16 protein-coding genes are annotated in these 21628 nt (G+C 65.3%); 7 read left to right on the top strand and 9 right to left on the bottom strand.

The window, feature by feature from the left end:
* The first annotated feature begins 49 nt into the window (after nucleotides 1-49).
* The 3 genes from HK353_RS07495 (at nucleotide 50) to HK353_RS07485 (ending at nucleotide 2269) form a co-directional block, all read left to right on the top strand.
* Nucleotides 50-298: a hypothetical protein gene (locus tag HK353_RS07495; RefSeq protein ID WP_173154693.1), complete on the top strand. Its 249-nt coding sequence runs from the start codon at nucleotides 50-52 to the stop codon at nucleotides 296-298.
* A 41-nt stretch (nucleotides 299-339) separates the two neighbouring features.
* Nucleotides 340-948, top strand: coding sequence for a hypothetical protein (locus HK353_RS07490; protein WP_173154690.1), 609 nt, complete (start codon nucleotides 340-342; stop codon nucleotides 946-948).
* A 121-nt stretch (nucleotides 949-1069) separates the two neighbouring features.
* The gene (locus HK353_RS07485) at nucleotides 1070-2269 is read left to right on the top strand and encodes a pyridoxal phosphate-dependent aminotransferase (protein ID WP_173154687.1); all 1200 of its coding nucleotides are present in this window, start codon (nucleotides 1070-1072) and stop codon (nucleotides 2267-2269) included.
* A gap of 185 nt (nucleotides 2270-2454) precedes the next feature.
* Here HK353_RS07485 and HK353_RS07480 read toward each other — a convergent pair whose 3' ends face one another.
* The 3 genes from HK353_RS07480 to HK353_RS07470 all read right to left on the bottom strand — a co-directional run bounded on the left by HK353_RS07480 (nucleotide 2455) and on the right by HK353_RS07470 (nucleotide 6570).
* Entirely contained in the window at nucleotides 2455-2997 is a 543-nt protein-coding gene (locus HK353_RS07480; protein ID WP_173154684.1) for an acyl-CoA thioesterase, read from the bottom strand.
* Between the two features lie 153 nt (nucleotides 2998-3150).
* Nucleotides 3151-4050: a prolipoprotein diacylglyceryl transferase gene (gene lgt / locus HK353_RS07475; RefSeq protein WP_173155223.1), complete on the bottom strand. Its 900-nt coding sequence runs from the start codon at nucleotides 4048-4050 to the stop codon at nucleotides 3151-3153.
* A gap of 252 nt (nucleotides 4051-4302) precedes the next feature.
* A complete protein-coding gene (locus HK353_RS07470) occupies nucleotides 4303-6570 on the bottom strand; it encodes a DUF222 domain-containing protein (RefSeq protein ID WP_173154681.1) in 2268 nt (755 codons plus the stop codon).
* 443 nt (nucleotides 6571-7013) lie between these two features.
* Here HK353_RS07470 and HK353_RS07465 point away from each other — a divergent pair, with 443 nt between their 5' ends.
* The 3 genes from HK353_RS07465 to HK353_RS07455 all read left to right on the top strand — a co-directional run bounded on the left by HK353_RS07465 (nucleotide 7014) and on the right by HK353_RS07455 (nucleotide 10747).
* Nucleotides 7014-8600, top strand: a complete 1587-nt coding sequence (locus HK353_RS07465) for an amidase (protein WP_173154678.1) — start codon at nucleotides 7014-7016, stop codon at nucleotides 8598-8600.
* Nucleotides 8593-9810: an amidase gene (locus HK353_RS07460; RefSeq protein ID WP_173154676.1), complete on the top strand. Its 1218-nt coding sequence runs from the start codon at nucleotides 8593-8595 to the stop codon at nucleotides 9808-9810. Before HK353_RS07465 ends, HK353_RS07460 begins: the two co-directional genes overlap by 8 nt.
* Nucleotides 9811-10024: 214 nt before the next feature.
* Entirely contained in the window at nucleotides 10025-10747 is a 723-nt protein-coding gene (locus tag HK353_RS07455) for a DUF1345 domain-containing protein (RefSeq protein ID WP_173154674.1), read from the top strand.
* Nucleotides 10748-10903: 156 nt separating this feature from the next.
* On the opposite strand, the gene HK353_RS07450 is transcribed toward HK353_RS07455, so the two are convergent.
* The 6 genes from HK353_RS07450 to HK353_RS07425 all read right to left on the bottom strand — a co-directional run bounded on the left by HK353_RS07450 (nucleotide 10904) and on the right by HK353_RS07425 (nucleotide 19576).
* Entirely contained in the window at nucleotides 10904-12361 is a 1458-nt protein-coding gene (locus tag HK353_RS07450) for a lipase family protein (protein WP_173154671.1), read from the bottom strand.
* A gap of 458 nt (nucleotides 12362-12819) precedes the next feature.
* The gene (locus tag HK353_RS07445) at nucleotides 12820-14250 is read right to left on the bottom strand and encodes a purine-cytosine permease family protein (RefSeq protein WP_217278343.1); all 1431 of its coding nucleotides are present in this window, start codon (nucleotides 14248-14250) and stop codon (nucleotides 12820-12822) included.
* Between the two features lie 225 nt (nucleotides 14251-14475).
* A complete protein-coding gene (locus HK353_RS07440) occupies nucleotides 14476-15612 on the bottom strand; it encodes an acyl-CoA dehydrogenase family protein (RefSeq protein WP_173154668.1) in 1137 nt (378 codons plus the stop codon).
* 194 nt (nucleotides 15613-15806) lie between these two features.
* Nucleotides 15807-16949 (bottom strand): CaiB/BaiF CoA transferase family protein, encoded by a 1143-nt coding sequence (locus HK353_RS07435; protein WP_173154665.1) that lies wholly within the window; start codon nucleotides 16947-16949, stop codon nucleotides 15807-15809.
* A 234-nt stretch (nucleotides 16950-17183) separates the two neighbouring features.
* The gene (locus HK353_RS07430; RefSeq protein ID WP_173154662.1) at nucleotides 17184-18407 is read right to left on the bottom strand and encodes an acetyl-CoA C-acetyltransferase; all 1224 of its coding nucleotides are present in this window, start codon (nucleotides 18405-18407) and stop codon (nucleotides 17184-17186) included.
* A 275-nt stretch (nucleotides 18408-18682) separates the two neighbouring features.
* Nucleotides 18683-19576, bottom strand: coding sequence for a LysR family transcriptional regulator (locus HK353_RS07425; RefSeq protein WP_173154659.1), 894 nt, complete (start codon nucleotides 19574-19576; stop codon nucleotides 18683-18685).
* A gap of 300 nt (nucleotides 19577-19876) precedes the next feature.
* Here HK353_RS07425 and hutU point away from each other — a divergent pair, with 300 nt between their 5' ends.
* A complete protein-coding gene (gene hutU, locus HK353_RS07420) occupies nucleotides 19877-21598 on the top strand; it encodes a urocanate hydratase (RefSeq protein WP_173154656.1) in 1722 nt (573 codons plus the stop codon).
* Nucleotides 21599-21628: the final 30 nt, after the last annotated feature.

Below are 21628 nucleotides of genomic sequence, written 5' to 3'. Positions count from 1 at the left end.
TTCTTCGTCACGGCGTTACTTGGGTGGCTGTGCTGATTGCACTGTTCGCATGAGCGCAATGGAGCCGATCAATACCCACGTATTCCCACTCAGCCGCGAACCGATCGAGGACTGGCAGATCATTCCGGCCGCCTCGGCGGGAGGGCCCGACGCGGTTGGATCGGTGGGGCTGGAAGGGGCGACATCCTTGGCGGGGGAGGCGAGTGTGACGACGGGATTCGCTGAACTCGGCACCATCGGCGGCGCGCAGAGCCGAGGGAGTCGGGAAAACGTCATGGGCGCGGATCCTCTTTGTTGAGTAGTGTCGAAGACGGCCCGCACGGACGAAAGGAATCGACGATGATCGACTTGGCCCACCCGCGCGACCTCGTCATGATCGGCGCGATCTTCGGCCTCGCCGCGTTCATCTGGTCAGGCTGGGCACAGGAAGCACCGCCCAGAGCACTGGTCTGGAGGCTCGTGCTCGCCGGTCTCGGAGTCGCGGGCCTCACACTCGCAGTGCCGAGCATTCTCACCGCCATCGGCAACTGGTCGGAACCCAGCGCTTTCACCACCGGGACCGTCGCATTCACGCTCTACCTCATCGTGTTCTGGGCCGAGGTCATCATCGCCGCGGTGGTGAGCTTCTTCCTCATCCGCGCCGGCCAGACCGAGAACATCGCTCCGCTCATCCTGGCGATCGTCGGCATCCACTTCTTCGTGCTCGCCGTCGTCTTCGGCCAGCCCGTCCTTCATCTGGCGGGGCTGATGCTGACTATCGTCGCGGTGGGCGCGTTCATCTTGCCCCGCGAGAGACCGCGGCGCCGAGCTTCTGGTGCGGCATCCTCGGCACTCCGGTATTCCTCGGCATCGGTCTGTGGTGTCTGCTCGCCGGTCGCAGCGCGCTTGCCGTCGGATGAATCTCGGACACCGCTGACAATCCCTGGTGAGGTGCTCTATCGTGAGTGAACCGGTGCGCACCGTGGTCCGGGGACGGTTTTGTCCCGCGTTGCGCAGCACGCATGGACACCCCAGCACGGACACCTCAGTATTGCCCTTGAAGAGATGGACCCCGAAGAAGGAGTCGACGATGAAGACTGCTCGCCGCTTGGACAACCTCGGCACCGAGACCGCTTTCCGCGTGGCCCAGGCCGCCGCCGATTGGAAGGCGAAGGGCAACGAGGTCTTCCCGTTCCACCTCGGCGATCTCAATTTTCCCTTGGCCGGCCACATCGTCGAGGCGATGGAGCAGGCCATCCGCGACGGCAAGACCGGCTACTGCCCTGGGCCGGGGATCCCCGAACTGCGGGAGGCACTCGCCGATGACCTCGGCTCGCGACGCGGAATGACGATCAACCCCGCCGAGGTGGTCGTGACCACCGGAGGCAAACCGGTGATCACGAAATTCCTCCAAGCGGTGATGAATCCCGGCGAAGGCGTGCTCTACCCGAATCCGGGCTTCCCGATCTACGAATCCCAGATCGAATATCTCGGCGGTACGGCCCTGCCCTACCGATATGTTCCGACCTCCGACGGTTTCGCCATCGACCTCGACCACCTGCGGGCATCGATCGACGAGAACACCACTGCCATCATCTACAACGACCTGCAGAACCCGATCTCGGCCGAATCGACTCCGGGCGAGCGTGAAGCCATTGCCGCGATCGCGCAGGAATTCGACCTGTGGGTGCTCTCCGACGAGGCGTACTTCGAGATGCGCTATCGCGGGAAGTCCCAGTCGATCGCCGCGCTGCCGGGAATGCGGGAGCGCACCGTCATCCTCTACACGTTCTCGAAGAAGTACGCGATGACAGGTTCGCGGCTCGGCTGTGCGGTGGCACCGAAGGAGGTTGCCGAGGCGATCTCGCTGATGAACACCAACGACGAATCCTGCACGAACCAGTACGTGCAGTGGGCGGGGATCGCTGCCCTGCGCGGACCGCAGGGGCCGGTCGGCCAGATGCTGGAGGTGCTGCGCAAGAGGCGTGATGCCACGTGCCGGCTCATCAACGAGATTCCCGGCATGTCCGTGGCTACGCCGGGCTCGACGTTCTACGTCTTCCCCGATGTCACCGAGGCGATGGAGGCGAAGGGAATCGCGACTCTGGCGGACTTCACCACCGAGGCTCTGCATGCCACTGGTGTCTCATTCTGCACTCGCGAGCACTTCGGGTCACCGCAGCCCGGTGAGGACCGGTCGTACATTCGACTGGCCTATTCGGGCATCGACGAAACCGCGATCACAACCGGTCTCGGCCGCCTCAAGGAGTGGATCGAGGCGGGGCGGTAGTCCGTGCGCCGGGGTTGCGCTTGCAGCGGTACCGGGCTGGGGCGCCGTCGCGAACACTGCTCTGTTCGGACCACAGTGCCGTCGCGCGACCACGGCTCGGTGTCGACTACGGCGCCGTGCCGGCCAAGGCTCTGTTCGGGCCACGGTGCAGTGCCGACCACAGCTCGGTCCAGGCCACAGCTCTGTTATGTCCAGCTGCTCCAGGCAGGCCGGCGGGTGCTCGGCAGCGCGTTGTCACGGCGCCAATCGTGGATCCAGTCGGGCGGTTCGGGTTCGTTCTCCGGCATCCCGAAGGCCTCGATGAGGTCGTCCCTGGTGAGCGGCCGGTCATCGGAGATCAGGCGAGTGGCGACATAGGCTCGGGCGAAGATCTCGCCGTTGACGACCATGCGCTGTTCGAAGAACACGGTGCGCTCGTCGATTCCGCAGACCTTGGTCTCGAGTTTGTAGCGCTGCCAGAGTTTCAGTGATTTGCGGAAGCTGATGGTCTCGGCGCTGACGACGCCGGTCCACCCGCGCTCACGCATCGCCTGCCATGCTCCGCTGCGTACCATCATGTCCAGTCGTCCCAGGTCCATGATGGAGAGGTACTTGCCGTTGTTGAGATGCATGAATATGTCGATCTCGCCCAGGTGGACGCGCATAGGGAGGGAGTAGGTGTCCCAGATGTCGCGCGCGGAACGACGGTGGGACCTCAGCAGGTGCAGGATCATGCGGAAGAAGTGCATGCAATCTATGTTACTTGACAGTAGCTTGCTGGGCGACCATAACCCTGCCGGGTGAATGGGGCTCTGATTGATGAACGTGGAACCGACGGCGAATGCGCCCACGGAAGGGTGCGCATCTACGGACCCGGGGAGTCGCCTCGGCGGGGGTGGGTGTCAGTCCTTCGCGGGTTCGGGTTCGCGGCCGGGGATGAACGGTGATTCTTCGGGCTCGGGGTGGCGCTTCCACTGGATGAGCATGATCGCCACACCGAGAGCGACGGCGCCGATCGCGCCCCACACGTTGGTGCGCAGGCCGAGGATGACGAAGCTCGGGTCGAGGCGGATTGACTCCCAGACGATGCGGCCGGCGCCGTACCACATGAGATAGACAGCGAAGAGGCGTCCCCACTGGAAGAAGACCTTGCGGCCGAGGTAGAGCAGGACGAGAGCGCCGAGGCTGTTCCAGATGACCTCGTAGAGGAACGTCGGATGGAAGAGGGTGCCGGGGGGAGTGCCCAGTGGGATTGCCGGGTTGCCGGGATCGATCTCGAGTCCCCACGGCAACGTGGTGGGCAGGCCGAAGAGCTCCTGATTGAACCAGTTGCCGAAGCGCCCGCAGGCCTGAGCGAGGATGAGACCCGGTGCCAGGGCATCGAGCAGAGTGGTGAGTTTGAGGCCGAGGCGGCGGCACATGATCCACGCGCCCAGCGTGCCGCCGATGAGTGAACCGAAGATCGCGATGCCGCCCTCCCAGATCGCCCATACCGAGCCGGGTTCGAACGGGTTCCACGGGTTGCGGCCGGGGCCGAAGTAATCGGTGTAGTGCGTGATGACGTGGTAGATGCGGGCGAAGACGATGGCCATCGGTACGGCCAGAGTCGCGATGTCGAGCACCTGCCAGTCCTCGACACCGCGCTTGGTCAGGCGGCGGTTCGTCAGCACAATGGCGATGATGATGCCCACCAGGATGCACAGCGCATAGAAGTGGATCGTCAGCGGTCCGAGTTGGAAGCTCGAGATGGGAGGACTGGGGATTGCCGCCGAGATGTCGTGCGGGACAGCGCTGGAAGTCATTGGGCCGAGGTGCATGGGGCCAGTCTATTTGCACCCGTCTGAGAATCCCTTATGCCGCGTCTGGTCTCTGGCCGGCGAGGACCGTTTTCGGGCCGATCTCTGTGCCGCCTGCGCTCTGACCAGCTCGTAAGCACGAGTCCGGTGGGGTGAAGCGTAACCACGAGTCCGGTGGGGTGAAGGCAGTCGCGACAAGGCCACTCGCGCTCACTTCAGAATGGAGGCACAGCGGCGCCATTGAACGGCCATTCGCCGCTACGTTCCGAAGAGGCCGTCGATGATGTCGTCTGTGATGAATCGTGAGTGCAGGATTGGGACGCGAGCAGGGTCGGCGCTTTCGGGCGGTCGCCATGCCGGCCGTCCGTCGCCGAGCATGAAGACTTCCCAGTCGGAGCGGTCCATAAGGTGGTGGTGGAAGGAACACAGCAGGCACATGTTGTTGATGTCGGTCTTGCCGCCCAGGGCGTGCGGCACAACATGGTTCACGTCGCACCACCCCGCCGGTGCATCGCAACCGGGGAACACGCATCCGCGATCCCTGGCGGTGACGATTGCGGTCTGCTTCTTGTTGGCGAAGCGCTGTTCCGTGCAGACTTCCACCGTGCGAGCCTTTTCGTCCACCAGGTGGAAGAAGACGGTGCCATCGAGGCCGCGTCTAGCGACGTCGCCCATCGGGAAGCGGTCGCCGGAGCCTGTGGTGGCTTCGCCGATGCCGTTGGCAATGTCGGACGCGTTGGCTGTGACGACCAGGGCGTAGGGCGAACCCTTGGCGGCTTCCTTCATGCTGATGCGCGAAATGAGAGTGGCGAAACGTTCGTAGATCCAGGCCTTCGCACTGGGCTGCTCGCTCATGAGATCGACGGCCGAACCATTGGCGCGGACCCCGTGACCGGCAAGAACGGCACGGTTGACAGTGGGATCCGCGGATTCGGCTTCGTTGTCTCCGGTGGCCTCGATGACAGCCCATGGAGGTGCATCGAAACGATCTCCGGTAAGGACGGCATCGAGAGGTTCGAACCGTTGCTCATCGAAGGTCTGGCCGAGGCCGCCACTACCGGGAGTCTGGTCTGGCCCGGCGTTTGGGGCGAGTGAGGGAGCGTCTTCGCGCTCGCCTTCGTCCGCCTCGGAGTCGGTGGGTTCTGCGATTGTCGATGTGTTGTCTTTCGCAGATTGAATCCTGGAGGTCAGCAGTCCGTGCAGTTCGGATCCCGCCACGGGATCGAGGACGCCTTCCAGCCTCCAGTCTCCATTGCGCTTGGGCCGGGCAGTGATGAAGTAGGCGGAACGATCGCTAGGGTCGAGCGGCTCGGCACCGTCGGGGTCGATGAGAGCGAGCATCCGACGGAAGATGTCGCGGAGCTCGCTCACAGTCACCGATTTCGCGTACTTCACGAGGTCGGTCTCCACACGGGACTTCGTCTCGTGGTCCACCCACGCGGGCAGTTCCTTGAGGCAGTCTTCGATGACGGTGAGGTGCTCCGCGGGCAAAGTGCCGAGGTGGAGCTGCTCGGCGACGAGCGGGTGTTCGGGCTCAAGGGGTTGTCCGTCGAGTGCGACTCGTCCGCCGAGATTCTCTGCTAACCTTGCCCGGCGGTTCGCTTCTCGCCCTGAGAGGTTGAGGCGTTCCTGGATGAGCGCCTTGGTCGACTTGGCACCACTGTCCTTAGGCGTGCCGACGCGTTCGTAGACGGCCAGTGCCAGGGTGGACAGAGATTCACTGAGTCGACGCAGCGCCTCGGCCCCATCGATGACCTGCAGGGCCTCGTTCGGTCCCATCGGCCGGTCGAATGCACGAAGACCTCCGACCAGTTCGGTCAGGGAGGCGATCGAGTCGGTGATTTCGGGAGCGCTCGCAGCCAGGTCGTTCCAGGCGGCGTCGGTGAGGATCGGGTGCAGCGAGGTTGTTCGTTGAGAATCAGTTCCAGCCTCAGGCTGAGCGGCGACAGAGTCGCTTGTGTTGGCCGGGCTGGCAGGATCAGCGGAGGCGGGCTGCGTGGTTGAGCTGATCTGCTCGTTTGTTTCGAACAATGAGGTCGGGTCTGCATGTGCGGCCGAGTCAGTCTTGGCGTTCGGACCGAGCCTTGTGGATTTCGCCGGATCGGCGGTATCTCTCGAATTATCTCTGCTGGCGGTCGTGACGGTTTTGCTTGGTTGTCCGGCATCGAGAGCCGACGTGTCTTCGTCCATTTGTTCGTCGTCGGCTATCGGCGCATTGTCAACCGCTGCGTCATCGTCGGTCGAAACTGGGTCAAGGGCCTCGAACACCTCGGCGAAGTGGTGGCCGCTGAGGTCGAGCCCGGCCGCCTTGAGCTGTTCGGCCAGTGTTGCGGGGTCCGATGTTTCCTCGGGTTGTGCTGGCGCGGTGTCTTCGGGAGCGTGGACATTCTGAGAAGTGGTGCCCACGAGATCTGCCGGTGTGGTGTTCGTCGGCGGTCTTCTGCTCGCCCCACCGCGCGAGTCAGCGGCAGCGCGGCGGTCGCGCTTTCCTGACTTGCGTCGCTTGCGGTCGGGGGTGAAGGTCATCGCTGTTGAGTTCCGTTCGTCATTGAAGGTCTCTTAGCTCAATTGTAGGCGGTCGGGATAAAGAAAACAATAGAAACTTCGAAAATAATTCGATTAGCAGTGGCGTGTCCGATAGCATCATCAGATTTTGTGGAGCAAGATGCTCGAGAAGTGGATTTGAAGTCGAATCTACTCGTCGGCACTGACGCGAGATCGATGTCGATTGAAAGGTTGGACTACCTAGCCAGGGGAGGGTCGCCTGGGTGAGGGTTGGGTCTGCACAGTGGGCCACGTTTTATTCCTCGTGCACCACATTGCGTACGCGTGAGCTTCACTCCGCGTTCTTGGCGTCTGTTCGCGTCCTTGATGTATTGCACTAAATGTGGTCGGCAGAGCGTGAGGCAGCGGATGCGCGCTACGGTGAGAGAGGCGACCTCCCGTCGAACTCACACCGAGGTGATCCCATGACTGCCACCCCTCCCGGCGCCGACGCCAGGACCACCAATCCGACCACCGAACCCTGGACCCTGTCCGCCACCGAGGCGCTCGCCGCCTTCCGGTCCAAGGATCTGTCCCCAGTCGACTACCTGACCTCCTTCATCGGCCGCATCACCGCCGAAGATGAGCGCATCAACGCGGTCACCGAAGTCGTCGAGGAGGCGGTCACCTCGGCGCGGGAAGCCGAGGACTTCTACGCGAACGCCACCAGCGATGACCTCGCCGAGGCGGCCGCCGCCCGGCCATTGCTCGGACTTCCCGTGATCGCCAAGGAGAAGCACGCGCTCGCCGGCCGCGGCCTCACTCAAGGGCTGCTGCACGAACGCGACACCGTCGCCGACCATGACGCCGCGATCCTCGCCCGCATCCGCGCCGCCGGCGGATTCGTCCACGCCCGAGCGACCTCTCCGGAGTTCAGCTGCGCGACGATCACGCACTCGCCGATGTGGGGCGTGACCCGCAATCCGTGGAACCCGGACCTCTCACCGGGCGGGTCCTCCGGCGGGTCCGGTGCTGCGCTGGCAGCCGGGTTCGCGCCCCTGGCCACCGCCTCGGACATCGCCGGATCCACGCGGCTGCCCGCCGCCTTCACCGGTACCGTCGGGTACAAAGCCCCCTACGGCCGGATCCCCGGCGCCCAGCCGCTGGCCGCGGACTGGTACCGCGGGGATGGGCCGATGGCGCGCACCGTCGCCGACGCCGCCCTGCTCGCCAAGGTCATGGTCGGGGTCGATCCGAGCGATCATGCGACCATCTCCTCGCCCGGGTTCCTCGATGACTTCGACCCCGCCGAGGCAGCCGACCGACTCCGCGGGCGCAGGGTCGCGCTGTGCGTGCGATTGGGGGACTTCCCCGTCGGGAAGGACATCGAAGCGAACACCCGCGCGGTCGCCTCGGCGCTGGAATCGGCAGGAGCGATCGTCGAGGAGGTCGAACTGCCGTGGACGGCCGAGCGGATCTTCGAGACCGCGTTCACCCACTTCGGGAATCTCCTCGCCCCCGCCATACGCGCCGCCACCCGCGGCCACGAGGACACCTTGGCCGAATACACGCTGCGGTTCATGGCCGACGTCGAGGCGGTCGCCGGCCGCCGCTCCTTCTACGACGGACTCGCCATGGAAGCACAGATCCAGGCGGAGCTGGCGTCAGCAATGGACGGGTTCGATGTGCTCTTGGCACCCACCTCGGCGGTGGCAGGGTTGGAAGCCGGAGCCAGCTACCTCGATGGGATCACGATCGGCGTCGATGGCGTCGGACGTGAAGGGGAGGGCGCATCCGGGGCAGACGGTGCGTCCGATAACAGCGGAAGGGACGTCGTCCGACTCGACCACTATTGGCAGGCGCACATGACGATGCCGTTCAACATCTGCAACCGCGTGCCGATCGTCAACGTTCCCTCCGGCATGGCCGACTGCGGCATCCCCACCGGCGTCCAGGTCGTCGCTCACCCCTTCGACGACGGAACTGCCTTCGACGTCGCCGCCGCGATCGAAGCGCTGCGCCCATGGACCGGACTGGCGCCGACGGTTCAGATAGGCTCATCGGATGGATGAGCACACCCTCGCCGAGGTGGAGCGAGTCGGAACGCAGTTCAACGCCGTCACAGCGATGACCGTCGACCGCGCAAATGCCCTCACCGCGGAATCGATCGGCCGCCGGGATTCCGGTCAGCCGCCTCGGCGATTGGAAGGGATTCCCTTCGCCATCAAGGACGTCATCGACCTCGTCGGCTACCCGACGACGATGGGATCGAATGTGCGCAGCGATGCCCCGGCTGCTAACTCGGCGCCGGTCGTCGACCGACTCGAAGCGGCGGGCGCGATCCCGGTCGCGAAGACGAACTGCCAGGAGTACTCCTACGGAATCCTCGGCGACGAGTCGGCCTTCGGCCGCGTCGTCAATCCTGTCGATGCGGCACTGTGCACCGCCGGGTCGAGCTCCGGATCGGCCGCACTCGTTGCCGCCGGGGTGGTGCCGTTGGCTCTGGGCACCGACACGGCCGGGTCCGTGCGCGTGCCGGCGGCCTGCCAAGGCGTGCTCGGGTTCAAACCGACCTTCGGCGTCGTGCCCGTCGACGGAGTCTTCCCGCTCTCGCAGAGCTTCGACACCGTCGGACTCTTCGCCTCCGACCTCGGCGTGCTGACCACGGCTTTCAATGTGATCGCGGGGGCCGGTTCGGGTGATGACCGAGCTGACAGTGCACACACCATCGATGTGAGCCTCTTCGCGGATGACGATGACCGAGCGCGGAACCTGCTCAAATCGGTCCCGGACCTCACGATCACCTCGGCGAATGGGCCTGCCCTGGACGAACTCCTCGACGACCTCGCACCGATCTACGATTACGTCCGCCTCTATGAGGCTTTCGAGGTCCACAAAGACCTCTTCGCAGAACGTGCCGCGGACTACCAGCCGGGCGTGGCCACGAAGGTCGAGGCGGGACGGGGCCTCGAGCTGGCCGAATACCGGACGCAGCTGGACGCGCTCGCCGAACTGCGGGAACGGTCTCTCGTGGTCTTCGGCGGCACCGATTTCCTGCTCACTCCGGCCATCGACGGACCCGTGGTCGGCTGGGATGAGATCGACTCCGGCACGGCGGCGAAGTTCATGCGCTATTCGATGCCATTCAACGTGCTCGGCTGGCCGGCATTGACGATCCCGCTGCCCGGAACCGGAGGCGGCGAAGGACCGCAGGCGGTGCAGCTGGTCGGTCGCCCCGGCAGCGACCGCGACCTGCTCGCCTTCGCCTCGCGGCTGGTCTGACTAGACCCTTCGCCTCGCGGCTGGTCTGACTAGACCCTTGGCCGGTGTGACTTGAGGATCAGTTCGATTGATTCGGGGATGCCTGGTCTGACTAGGTGCCACCGGTCCGCTTCGGAGGTCGGACGAGTCGTGCTCACCCTCGACCAGGCTGAACTCGAACAGCCGCCGCGTCGAACGAACCGGAGCCGGGCCGATGAGCCCCACGCGTAGTCAGATGCTCACTTTCTCCGACGACTCGCGCGCAAATATCGCGGGAGTCCCTGCGCTCATCGTCAGCGGCATCCTCGTGTTCGGATTCGACTTCGACCCGCTGGGTTCTGGCCCGAGCATGGCTGCATCGCTGGCCCTGCCGCACGAGGTCATCAATCTCTTCCTCGTCTTCTGGCCGCTCTTCGCGCTGACCTATCTGCTGTGGACCCACGCGGGACTGAGAGACCTCGACGAAACCGAGCTCATCGTCCATTCCCGCTGGTCAGTGGCGAACCGCCGACGATGGTGGTCGCGGTGGTTCGGGATGGGCGGAGCAGTGTCCTGGGCGACCATGGCCGCCTACCTCGCATTCATCTTCAACATCTTCCTCGTCACCTCTGGCTCGAGCGCCAGCGTCGGTATCTCGGCGGGGCTCGGCATCGCGAACGTCATCGCCTCGTGGGCGGTGCTCGTGTATTCGTTCGCACTCGAGTTCATGCGTCTCGACCTCAGCGGCGGCGGCAGCCCGGGGGACCGGCAACTCGAATTCGAGATGGACGGCCCACGTGAGTTCGGCGACTACCTGACCTTCTCCGTGCTGTCATCGACGATGACGGCCGCGCTCCCCGGCCGAGCGGTGTCGCGGAAAGCCTGGCGATTGGTGCGCACGAACGTCATCGTCGCCTTCGCCTTCAACTCCGTCGTCGTCGCGACCCTCGTCTCGATGATCCTCTCCTACGTCATGTGACCGTCACCGGCACAGCCCAACCCCGTGAATATCGCCGAGGCGGCCCACCCCGTTCAGGGTGGACCGCCTCTGGCGTATGGGCTCCTCAACCGGGGTGGGCCGCCTCGGTGAGGACGGAATCCTCAACTGGGTGGGCCGCCTCGGTGAGGTGGGAGGTCACAGCCTCCAGCAGCTGTCGAGCGGAGCCTTGCCGGCGAAGGTGCGGGTGGTGAAGGTCTCGATGCGCGGCAGCGCGGCGACGTATCCGCCGAGATGCGTGGGCCCGAGATTGTCCTCGAATGCCACCTTGTGGCCGGCTCGGCACCACGTCGACGCGAGTTCCTTGCCCTGATCGAACGAGATGACGTCGTCGAGGCGGCTGTGGTTGACCAGCAGCGGAACATCCGGCACCGCGGCCTTGCCCAGCCGCTGCCGGTCAACGATGTCCGTGAAGTGCTCGTCGATGATGTCGGTGAATGACTCGCCGTCCTTCGTCAGCGACTTCCCATTCGTGAAGGCTGTCGAGAGCAGGGCTTCGACGGTGCACTTGTCCGCTGTTTCGGCCACCATCTTCTGCCCCTTCTCGTTGAGGAAGTCGCTTGTATCGATGTCGGCCTGCTCGGCGAACCCGACGACACCGTAGAGCGCGAATGCCGTGTAGACGCTCGAGAGCCCGGACACGGTCTTGTGCAGATCGACCGGCACTGCGCCGGCCGAAGCCGAGGCGATGTTGAGCTCGGGTGCCCACTCCTTCTGAAGTTCCAGGGCAGCCGTCGTAGCATGACCGCCCTGCGAGTAGCCGCGCAGCTGGAGCTTGGTGTCCTCATCGATCTCGCTGCCCTCGACCTGCTGGACGGCACGTGCCGCATCGAGGACCGACCGGCCCTCTTCGACGCGATTGACGAAGTGGTGAGTGCCCTCGGTGCCGAGGCCCATGTAGTCGACGACGACGACAGGATGCTTCGCGGCCAGGGCCGAGGCGACGGAGATCCCCTCGTACTCGGTTCCCATGCCCAGCTGACGGCTGGGAGCGCACTTGTCGGCGACGCCCTGAGTGCCCGGCGAGATGACGACGGCATCGTCGGCATGGCCGCTCGCGCCGTTCGGAGTGAGCAGGGTGGCGGTCGCGGCTCGGGCCTGGCCCTTCTCATCAGTGGTCTTGTACATGAAGACCGTCGACTTCGCATCATGCTTGATGAGTTTCACCGGGTCGAGGTAGAACTCCGAGTCGGCCTGCTTGAGCACTGTTCCGTCCTCGCTCGGCAGCGAGTCCGGGGTCTCATAGAAGTCTCCGGGGACTCCTGATGCCGGCAGGTCTTCCTGCGCGGCTGCGTATTCGACGTCGGCGGGCGTGAGCTCGTCGGTCTTCGCGACGGCTTTCTTCGCCTGCTCGACGCTGATGCCCTCGGGGACGGATTCACGATCGAGCGTGCTCGGATCCTCTGCCGCACGGTCGTCGAGGAACTGTTCGGCTTCGGCATCGGTCTGCGGAACGAGTTCGGTGGCCTGGGCCGGAGCGGTGGTCGTGCACAACGTGAGTGCGAGGCCGACGACGGCTGCGGCGCTCAGGGCCTGGAGGCGACGACGAGGCCCGTGTGAGGAGGTGGTCGGCAGTGCTGTGGTTGGCGTGCTCATAGGCGGTGGTCCTGTTCTGCCTTGTCTCTCGGCATTGAGAAGGTGCGGGACAGTAGTGCCGGTGCAGATCGCGGTGGAATGCACCGTGACGGTGAGGTCAGTGTGGTGACGGTGAGGTCGGTGTGGTGACGGGGTGCCGTCGGCCAGAGTGTTCACCGTTGGACGTCCTGATTGTGACGGGCACCACACACATTACTTGATAGTAGAACTGAGTGGTAGTTAAGTGGCAGATTGGGTCTGTTGCCGAGCGTCTGGCGTCGGTGGTTCGGTGAACCCTGCGGGTGGATCCACCTTGATATCAGCACACGTTTCGAGATGGATCCACCCGCAGGAGACACGACAACGGCCGCCGGTCGGCAGCGAAGCACGCTGCCGGCCGACGGCCGTTGGGGGAGCGGAACCACCCCGCCGAGGTCAGCTGCCCGGAATGGGCGGGGCCGCCTCGGCGGGGGTGGGGCTCACTTGCGCTCGAGTTCCTCGAGGCTGGGGTAGATCGTCTCCTTCGGGGCGACTCCGTGGTTGCGGATGAGCACGAAGTAGAGGACGAAGGTGACGACGATGCCCACGAGCCACGAGATGTCCGCGCCGCCGAGCTTCGCGACCAGCGGGCCGGTGTAGAACGACTGCGCGAGGAACGGGATCTGGATGATCACGCCGACGCCGTAGGCGAGCAGTGCACGCCAGTTCCATGCGCCGTAGCGGCCGGCCCGGTCGTAGAAGGCGGGGATGTCGAAGCGGTCCTTCGAGATCAGGTAGTAGTCGGTGAGGTTGATGACCGACCATGGCGTGAAGACCATGAGCAGCGCGAGGACGAAGTTCTTGAAGTTCGCGAGGAAGTCCGCCGAGGCCAGCAGCGCCACGAGCACGGTGAGGGTGACGATGCCGATGACGAAGACCGCGCGCGTCCAGCGGCGGATGGTCGCCTTGTTGCCGAAGGAGGTGAGGATCGTCAGCGTGCACATGAACGCACCGTAGGCGTTGAGCGTGTTGACGGTGAGCTTGCCCAGCAGGATGACGACGAAGATGAGGAGCGCGAAGACGCCGCCGCCGACGATGTCCCCGACGTAGGCGACCTGGTTCTCGACGAATTCGTTGCCGGACTCCGTCATGGCGGCGGCACCGATGAGTGCTCCGAGGGTCATCGACCACTGCGATCCGATGACCGATCCGCCGAAGGTGAACCAGAAGGTCTTCGACGACGAGGTCGACCGCGGCAGGTACCGCGAATAGTCGGCGACGTAGGGGCCGTAGGTCAGCTGCCAGCCCACGGACAGGGCGATCGCGGAGAGGAAGGCGGGGAAGGCGAACGACGAACCCGAGATCAGTCCGGGAACGTCGACCTGCGTGATCACGCAGTAGGTGATGAAGAGGAACCCGAGCAGGCCCGTCACCGAGGAGATCCGACCGAGCACATGGATGTACTTGTATCCCAGCAGGGCCACCAGGGCGGTGAGCGCGCCGAAGATGACGATGCCGATCCACGGAGTCTGCACGCCGATGATGAGGTTGACGGCTTGACCGGACAGGACCGCGCCGGTCGAGGCGAAGCCGATGTACATGAGCACGACGAGCACGAGCGGGATGATCGCACCGATGATGCCGAACTGGGCACGTGAGGAGATCATCTGCGGCAGTCCCAGCTGCGGACCCTGCGCCGAGTGCAGCGCCATGACGATTCCGCCGATGATGTTGCCGATGAGCAGGCCGATGATCGCCCAGAGTGCGTCGGCGCCGAAGACGACGGCCAAGGCCCCGTCGACGATCGCGGTGATCTGAGTGTTGGCGCCGAACCACAGGGTGAACTGGGAACGTGGCGTTCCGTGACGCTCGGCGTCAGGCACCATCTCGATGGATCGCTTCTCGATCCCCGAATTGGTCGTACTAGCCAAGATTGCCTCCTTTGAGTGATAAATCAGATTCAGTCAACACCCAGAGGAGGCGACCGACGAGACCTGAATCACACATTCTGTCCGATATTTCGGATCATCTGCGGGGTGAAATGAATAGCGGGACTCAACGGCGAATGACTCGCCCCTCAGCCCCGCTTCGATCGTAATCTCGGACGGATTTCTGTTCTGTTTCGCTCGATTCTCCGGCTTGTTTCAGCCGCCTCGTCAGGACAGAGAGCGGGCAATGATCGTCCGCTGGATCTCCGACGATCCTTCGTAGATGCGATAGATCCTCGCATCGCGAACGTAGCGTTCGAGCGGAAAGCCCCGGGTGAAGCCGTAGCCGCCGTGGATCTGCAGGGCTTCATCGGCGATGTACGCGGCCGCTTCGGAGGCGGCGAGTTTCGCTGTGGCCGAGGAACGGGTGAAGTCGACCCCTGAATCGCGCTGTTCGGCGGCGTCCATCGTCAGCAGCCACGCCGACCGGTACTTCGTGTACATGTCCGCGAGCTTGAATGCGATGCCCTGCAGGCGGCCCAGCGGTTTCCCGCTGATCTTGCGCTCACCCGCCCACGCCACGGCGGCGTCGAGGGCGGCCTTGCCGATTCCCAGGCTCATCGCCGCGACCTCGATGCGACCCCGGTCGAGCACCCGCATGGCTGTGGTGAAGCCCTCGCCTGCGTCCCCGAGGAGGGCATCCTCGGGCACGACCGTGTCGATGACGAACTCGTAGACCGGGCTGCCGCGCAGTCCCATCGTCTTCTCCGGGGGATTGAAATCCAACCCCGCCGAGGCGGCCGCGGTGTCGACGATGAAGGCGCTGATTCCCTTGTGGCCGGCATCGACGTCGGTCTTCGCGTAGACGATGATGAAGTCCGCGAAGCCGGCGTTGGTGATGAAGCACTTCGTGCCCTTGAGATGCCAACCGCCGTCGACCCGTGTGGCCTTCGTCGACATCTCCGCCGGGTTCGAACCGGCACCCGGCTCGGTGAGTCCGAAAGCTCCGATGACCTCGCCGGCAGCGGCCCGCGGCAGCCACCCTTCGCGCTGGGCATCGGTGCCGCCGAGGAGGATCGAATCGGTGGCGAGGAACTGCGCGGTGACGATCGACGCTGTGGACGCGCACGCCTCGGTGATGGCGGCGACCATCTGGCTCATCGCTACCGATCCGACTCCGGGTCCGCCGAATTCCTCGGGCAGGTTGAGCCCCATGACCCCCACCTCGGCGAGGGTCTTCAACGTCTCATCCGAGACGCGTTCGTTCGCGTCGGCGGCCGCCGCCTGCGGGGCGAGGACGTCCTTGCTGATCTGGGCGACGGCGTCGACGAGTTCCTGTTCGTCGGCGGTGATGTCGAAGGCCATGAGTGCTCCTTGGAGGTGGGGTGATCGTGAGGTGAAGAGGATGTGCGTGGAGGGAGGCGTCCGCGCGAGGAGCCGAATCCTTCGGCCAGCGGCTCAGTTCGCCGACTCGGTCGGTTCGGCCGAGTCCGTCGAATCCGTTGGGTCCGACGGCTTCGTCCGCGCCGCCTCGGCGAGGTTGGCGCCAGCCGGTCAGGTCAGGGTGCGTCGGTGGGTGTGGCGAAGTCTGCATTGTGCTCGCCGAGGCGGGGCGCCGGAAGCGCGGACGAGGGGCGGGTGCCATCGACGAGGAGCGGGTGGCCGAGGAAGGCGTGCCCGGACCGGGGATCGGTGGCGGTCAGGCCACGGTCCGCGCCGATGGGGCCGGTGACCGCCTCGGCAAAGTCGAGAACGGGGGAGTTCGGGATTCCGGCGGCATCGAAGATCTCGCACAGCTCGGTCACGGTGCGCCCGGCGGTGAAATCTTCGATCTCGATGCGCAGGGCCTCATCGTTGTCCGAGCGCTGAGCATCGGTGGTGAAGCGCGGATCCGTGGCCAGCCCCGGCTTGCCGAGGGTGGCGGCCAGGGTGCCGAAGAGGCGGTCGTTGGCCACAGCGATGACGAGGAGTCCGTCGGCGGCGCGGTAGGTGTCGAACGGTGCCGAGACGGGGTGGCGGTTGCCGACCCGGGTGGGAGCGGATCCGGCGGAGTGGATGGAGGCGTTCGTCGGCTGCATGGCGAGCATGACGTCGAGCATCGGGATGTCGATATGGGCGCCTTCGCCGGTCGTCTGCCGGTGGAAGAGCGCCGACGAGATGCCGAAGGCGGCGAAGACTCCGGCGGAGACGTCGGCGATGGATTCTCCGACTCGGGTGGGGGAGCTGTCGGGGAAGCCGGTCGAGGCCATGAGGCCGCTCAGGGCCTGGATGACCGTGTCATAGGCGGGACGTCCCGCCTGGCTGCCGTGCTGCCCGAAGCCGGAGATCGACGCGTAGACGATATCGGGCTTCACGGCCTTGATGCCCTCATAGGACAGGCCGAGCTTCGCGGCGACTCCGGGACGGAAGTTCTCGACGACGACATCGCAGGTCTTGATGAGGTCGAGCAGACGAGCGTGGTCTTCCGGGTCCTTGAGATCGGCCTCGACCGATCGCTTGCCGCGGTTGAGTCCGGTGAAGTAAGTCGACCCGGAATCTGTGAAGGGTCCGAGATGTCGGGAATCGTCTCCGTGGCCGGGCATCTCGATCTTGATGACCTCGGCGCCCTGGTCGGCGAGCATCACCGTGGCGTAGGGACCGGCGAGGACTCGGGAGAAATCGGCGACCCGAACCCCGGTCAGCAGCTGCTTCGTTGCGTTCATGATCCTCATCCTCGGCGCTGACCAGGGCGAAGACAACGGGGTCTCTGCGGATTTCGTCCGAGGTGTTGGACGGACGGGTACGCAGTCTGGGCTGGGCTGGAGGCGCGACGGTCTCGGTCGCCGGAGTCGAGGAGAGTTCCGGCCGTTCCGTGCGGGAAATGGGTGTCCGTTCCCGCACGGAACGTCCGGAACTCAGTTCTGCCTTGAAAAGATCAGGCTCAGGAGGGGTGAGTCTCAGGCGACGCGTTCGAAGACGGCGGCCATTCCCTGACCGCCGCCGATGCACATGGTCTCGAGGCCGTAGCGCGATTCGCGGCGATCCATCTCGCGCAGCAGGGTGGCGAGGATGCGCCCACCGGTCGCGCCGACCGGGTGGCCCAGTGAGATGCCCGAGCCGTTGACGTTGAGACGCTCGGCGAAGTCGGATTCGGACAGCTTCCATTCGGTCGTGCAGGCGAGCACCTGCGCCGCGAATGCCTCGTTGAGTTCGATGAGGTCGATATCGCCGAGTTCGAGACCCGCACGCTGCAGTGCCTTCGCGGTCGCGGGGACCGGACCGATGCCCATCGTCTTCGGCGGCACTCCGGCCACCGCCCAGCTGCGCATGCGGGCGAAGACCCGCAGGCCGAGCTCGGCGGCCTTGGCCGCGGTGGTGACGATGCACAAGGCGGCACCATCGTTCTGGCCCGAGGCATTGCCCGCGGTCACCGTGGCCTCGTCGTCGGACTTCCCAAGCATCGGCTTGAGCTTCGCGAGCTTCTCGACCGTCGAGCCGGGACGGATGTGCTCGTCGGTCGAGATGACCTGTTCGGGGGTCTTCCGGGTGGCGGGCAGCGTGATCGGCACGATCTCGTCGGCGAACTTCCCCTCTTCCGTCGCCGAGGCGGCCCGACGATGCGATTCCACGGCGTAGGCGTCCTGGTCCTCCCGCGAGATCTTGTACTCCCGACGCAGATTCTCCGCGGTTTCGATCATTCCTCCGGGCACCGGGTAATCCTTGCCGCCGGCGGTGAGGCGGCCGCGGACGAGACCGTCCTTGAGTTCGATGTTGCCGCCCTTGACGCCCCACCGGATCTCCTCGTTGAAGAACGGTGCGCGGCTCATCGACTCGACGCCGCCGGCAACGACGAGGTCGGCGAAACCGGCTGAGATCATCGCGTGGGCGTCGGCGATCGCCTGCAGGCCGGAGCCGCAGCGACGGTCGACCTGGCGGCCGGGAACGGTGATCGGCAGTCCCGCATTGAGGGCGACGACGCGGCCGATCGCCGGAGTCTCCATGTGCGGATAGCAGTTGCCGAGGACGACATCCTCAATGGTCTCGCCCGGCAGGTTGGTCTTCTCCAGCAGGGCTGTGAGGACCTGTCGGCCGAGCTCCTCATGCGGAACGTTCTTGAACTGTCCGCCGAATCCGCCCACGGGGGAGCGGAGAGGTTCGCAGATGACGATGTCTTCGGACACAGAGTCTCCCTTTGGGTTGTGATCGAGCCGTCCTGCCGCGGCGGTGGGGCATCGATCCCTTCGGCATCACTGCCGATGCTGATATCAATACATTCTGATTGATGAACATATCCGAATAGATCGCCGGAGACAAGAGGTCGTCTCAATGAATGGTCATCCGACGCCCCCATGGCGGATGCACCGACTGCGGACGCGTGCGCGGCGAACGACGGTGGGGTCGGTCGCGTGGGCGACGGACGTGGAGGTTTTCCGAACGGCGGTGAGACCGGCCGAGCTCAGCGGACTGTCGGCAGGACCGCCTCGGCGACATCGAGGACCGTGCTCAGGGCGGCGGCCTGATGGTCGAGTCGATAGGCGAGGTGAAGCTGAGTGGCTTCGTTCGGCAGGTCGAGCGGCACCGCGGAGACCCGCGAGTCGTAGCCGGCGGCGACGGAGTCGAACGTGATCGTCACACCCATTCCGGCGGCCACGAGCGCAGAGATCGACTGCGAGTCGGGGGCCTCCTGGACCGTACGCGGGCTGAACCCGGCATCGAGGCACAGTCGCATGGCGGTCTCGCGCAGGTTCGAATTCGGCCGCGCGGGCAGGAGGACGAAGGGCTCATCGGCGAGTTCGGCGACGCCGATCTTCTTTCGCTTCGCCAGTCGGTGTGAACTCGGCATGGCGACGCAGGGGCGCTCGATCGCGACGGGGCGTCCGGCGATGAGCGGGGGCCGCCGGCGCCAGCGGACAAGGGCGAGATCGAGCGTGCCGTCCACGATCCTCTCAAGCCCCTCGTCGGCATAGACGGTCGACTCGAGGTGGAAGGTGATTCCCGGACTGCGTTCGTGTGAGGCGGCCACGAGGGTGGCTGCCAGGTCGCGGGAGGACGGGTGCGAATACCCGAAGCGAACCCGGCCGACCTCACCGCTGGAGGAGCGGTGGACGGATTCGATCGCGGCCTGCTGGGTGGCGAGCATGTGTTTGGCCGGCTCGAGCAGGGCCTCGCCTGCGGGGGAGAGGCTGACCGAGCGGGTCGTGCGTTGGAACAGGGAGGCGCCGAGGTCGGTCTCCAGGGAGCGGATGGTGCGGCTCAGCGGGGGCTGGGCCATGCCGAGGCGCTCGGCGGCGCGGCCGAAGTGGAGTTCCTCGGCGACTGCGACGAAGGCGCGGATCTGCTGCAGCTCCATGGACGATCTCCCTCGTCAGGCGTTCAGGCGGTCGGACATGCGGGTGGCCATCATTATTGCACGCTGGGTAATCAATGCCTGAGCTGTTTTGTGGCGGTCGGCAATGGGGTGTGCGGCGCATACTCGAGCACGTCCGAAATATCGGACAGAACTTGATCCGGACCACTTCCGCGATCCTCTCCAGCCGCCAGAATGGGATGTGTAGTCAGAGCAGACAGCGCAGGACGGGCCGATAGTCGGTTTCCTGCCGAACCCGCAGACCAGTATCCGCGTTGTCGGACACAGCGACAAGGAGAACCCATGACCACCAAGCCGTCGTTCACCCAGCACGACCCTTCCCGGGTCATCCGCGCCGACCGCGGAACCGAGATCACCGCGAAGTCCTGGCAGACCGAAGCCCCCAAGCGCATGCTCATGAACAACCTCGACCCCGAGGTCGCCGAGCGTCCCGAAGACCTCGTCGTCTACGGCGGCACCGGCCGCGCAGCCCGCTCCTGGGAAGCATATGACGCAATCGTGCGCACCCTCGACGACCTCGAGGACGACGAGACCCTGCTCATCCAGTCCGGCAAGCCGGTCGGCGTCATGCGCACCCACGAATGGGCCCCGCGCGTGCTCATCGCGAACTCCAACCTCGTCGGCGACTGGGCCAACTGGGAGCACTTCCGCGAGCTCGAGGCCGAGGGCCTGATGATGTACGGCCAGATGACCGCCGGCTCCTGGATCTACATCGCCACCCAGGGCATCCTCCAGGGCACCTACGAGACCTTCGGTGCTATCGCCCGCAAGCGCTTCGACGGCACCCTCGCCGGAACCCTGACCATCACCGCCGGCTGCGGCGGAATGGGCGGAGCCCAGCCGCTTTCCGTGACTCTCAACGGCGGCGCCTGCCTCATCATCGACGTCGACAAGACCCGCCTCGACCGTCGCAAGGGCAAGCGCTACCTCGACGAGGTCGAAACCGACCTCGACACCGCACTGGCCAAGGTCATCGAAGCGAAGAAGAACAAGCAGGCCCTGTCCGTCGGGCTCGTCGGCAACGCCGCCGAGATCCTCCCGCTCATCCTCGACCGCCCCGAGGCAGCCGAAGTCGACATCGTCACCGACCAGACCTCGGCCCACGACCCGCTGTCCTACCTGCCGGTGGGCGTGAGCGTCGACGAGTGGCACGAAGAGGCCGAGCAGGATGCCGAGAAGTTCACCATCCGCGCCGAGGAGTCCATGGCCAAGCACGTGAAGGCCATGGTCGAATTCCAGGACCGCGGCGCCGAGGTCTTCGACTACGGCAACTCGATCCGCGACGAAGCTCGCAAAGCCGGCTATGACCGTGCCTTCGAATTCCCCGGCTTCGTCCCCGCCTATATCCGCCCCCTCTTCTGCGAAGGCCTCGGACCCTTCCGCTGGGTCGCGCTGTCCGGCGACCCGAAGGACATCGAGGTCACCGACCAGGCTCTCAAGGAGCTCTTCCCCGAGAACGAACACCTCCACACATGGCTCGACGCCGCCAACGAATACGTCGAGTTCGAAGGCCTGCCGGCACGCATCTGCTGGCTCGGATACAAGGAACGCCACCAGGCCGGTCTGCTGTTCAACAAGCTCGTCGCCGAAGGCAAGATCTCGGCCCCGATCGTCATCGGTCGCGACCACCTCGACTCCGGTTCCGTCGCCAGCCCCTACCGCGAGACCGAATCGATGCTCGACGGCACGGACGCCGTGGCCGACTGGCCGCTGCTCAACGCCCTGGTCAACACCTCCTCGGGGGCGACCTGGGTGTCGATCCACCACGGCGGCGGCGTCGGGATCGGCCGCTCCATCCACGCCGGACAGGTCTCCGTGGCCGACGGCACCGAGCTGGCCGCTCAGAAACTGGCACGCTTGCTCACGAACGACCCGGGCATGGGCGTCATCCGCCACGTGGACGCCGGCTACGACCGCGCCTCCGAGGTGGCTGAGGAGCGCGGTCAGCGGGTGCCGATGATCCCCGAGCTCGACAAGCGTGACGAGGAATCCGCCGCACAGTAAGCAGTCTGCGGCGCAGGTGCGTACACGTGC

The organism is Brevibacterium permense, assembly GCF_013280495.1.
Lineage (GTDB): Bacteria > Actinomycetota > Actinomycetes > Actinomycetales > Brevibacteriaceae > Brevibacterium > Brevibacterium permense.
The sequence above is the reverse complement of the archived record's forward strand: the minus strand, read 5'-3'. Positions and strand labels throughout refer to the sequence as shown.

Excerpts from the sequence above, each read along its gene's own strand:
- HK353_RS07440 (WP_173154668.1), bottom strand. The coding sequence starts at position 15,612 with ATGGCCTTCGACATCACCGCCGACGAACAGGAACTCGTCGACGCCGTC.
- HK353_RS07460 (WP_173154676.1), top strand. The coding sequence starts at position 8,593 with ATGGATGAGCACACCCTCGCCGAGGTGGAGCGAGTCGGAACGCAGTTC.
- HK353_RS07450 (WP_173154671.1), bottom strand. The coding sequence starts at position 12,361 with ATGAGCACGCCAACCACAGCACTGCCGACCACCTCCTCACACGGGCCT.
- HK353_RS07480 (WP_173154684.1), bottom strand. The coding sequence starts at position 2,997 with ATGCACTTCTTCCGCATGATCCTGCACCTGCTGAGGTCCCACCGTCGT.
- HK353_RS07485 (WP_173154687.1), top strand. The coding sequence starts at position 1,070 with ATGAAGACTGCTCGCCGCTTGGACAACCTCGGCACCGAGACCGCTTTC.
- HK353_RS07425 (WP_173154659.1), bottom strand. The coding sequence starts at position 19,576 with ATGGAGCTGCAGCAGATCCGCGCCTTCGTCGCAGTCGCCGAGGAACTC.
- HK353_RS07435 (WP_173154665.1), bottom strand. The coding sequence starts at position 16,949 with ATGAACGCAACGAAGCAGCTGCTGACCGGGGTTCGGGTCGCCGATTTC.
- lgt (WP_173155223.1), bottom strand. The coding sequence starts at position 4,050 with ATGACTTCCAGCGCTGTCCCGCACGACATCTCGGCGGCAATCCCCAGT.
- hutU (WP_173154656.1), top strand. The coding sequence starts at position 19,877 with ATGACCACCAAGCCGTCGTTCACCCAGCACGACCCTTCCCGGGTCATC.
- HK353_RS07495 (WP_173154693.1), top strand. The coding sequence starts at position 50 with ATGAGCGCAATGGAGCCGATCAATACCCACGTATTCCCACTCAGCCGC.
- HK353_RS07455 (WP_173154674.1), top strand. The coding sequence starts at position 10,025 with ATGCTCACTTTCTCCGACGACTCGCGCGCAAATATCGCGGGAGTCCCT.
- HK353_RS07490 (WP_173154690.1), top strand. The coding sequence starts at position 340 with ATGATCGACTTGGCCCACCCGCGCGACCTCGTCATGATCGGCGCGATC.
- HK353_RS07470 (WP_173154681.1), bottom strand. The coding sequence starts at position 6,570 with ATGACCTTCACCCCCGACCGCAAGCGACGCAAGTCAGGAAAGCGCGAC.
- HK353_RS07465 (WP_173154678.1), top strand. The coding sequence starts at position 7,014 with ATGACTGCCACCCCTCCCGGCGCCGACGCCAGGACCACCAATCCGACC.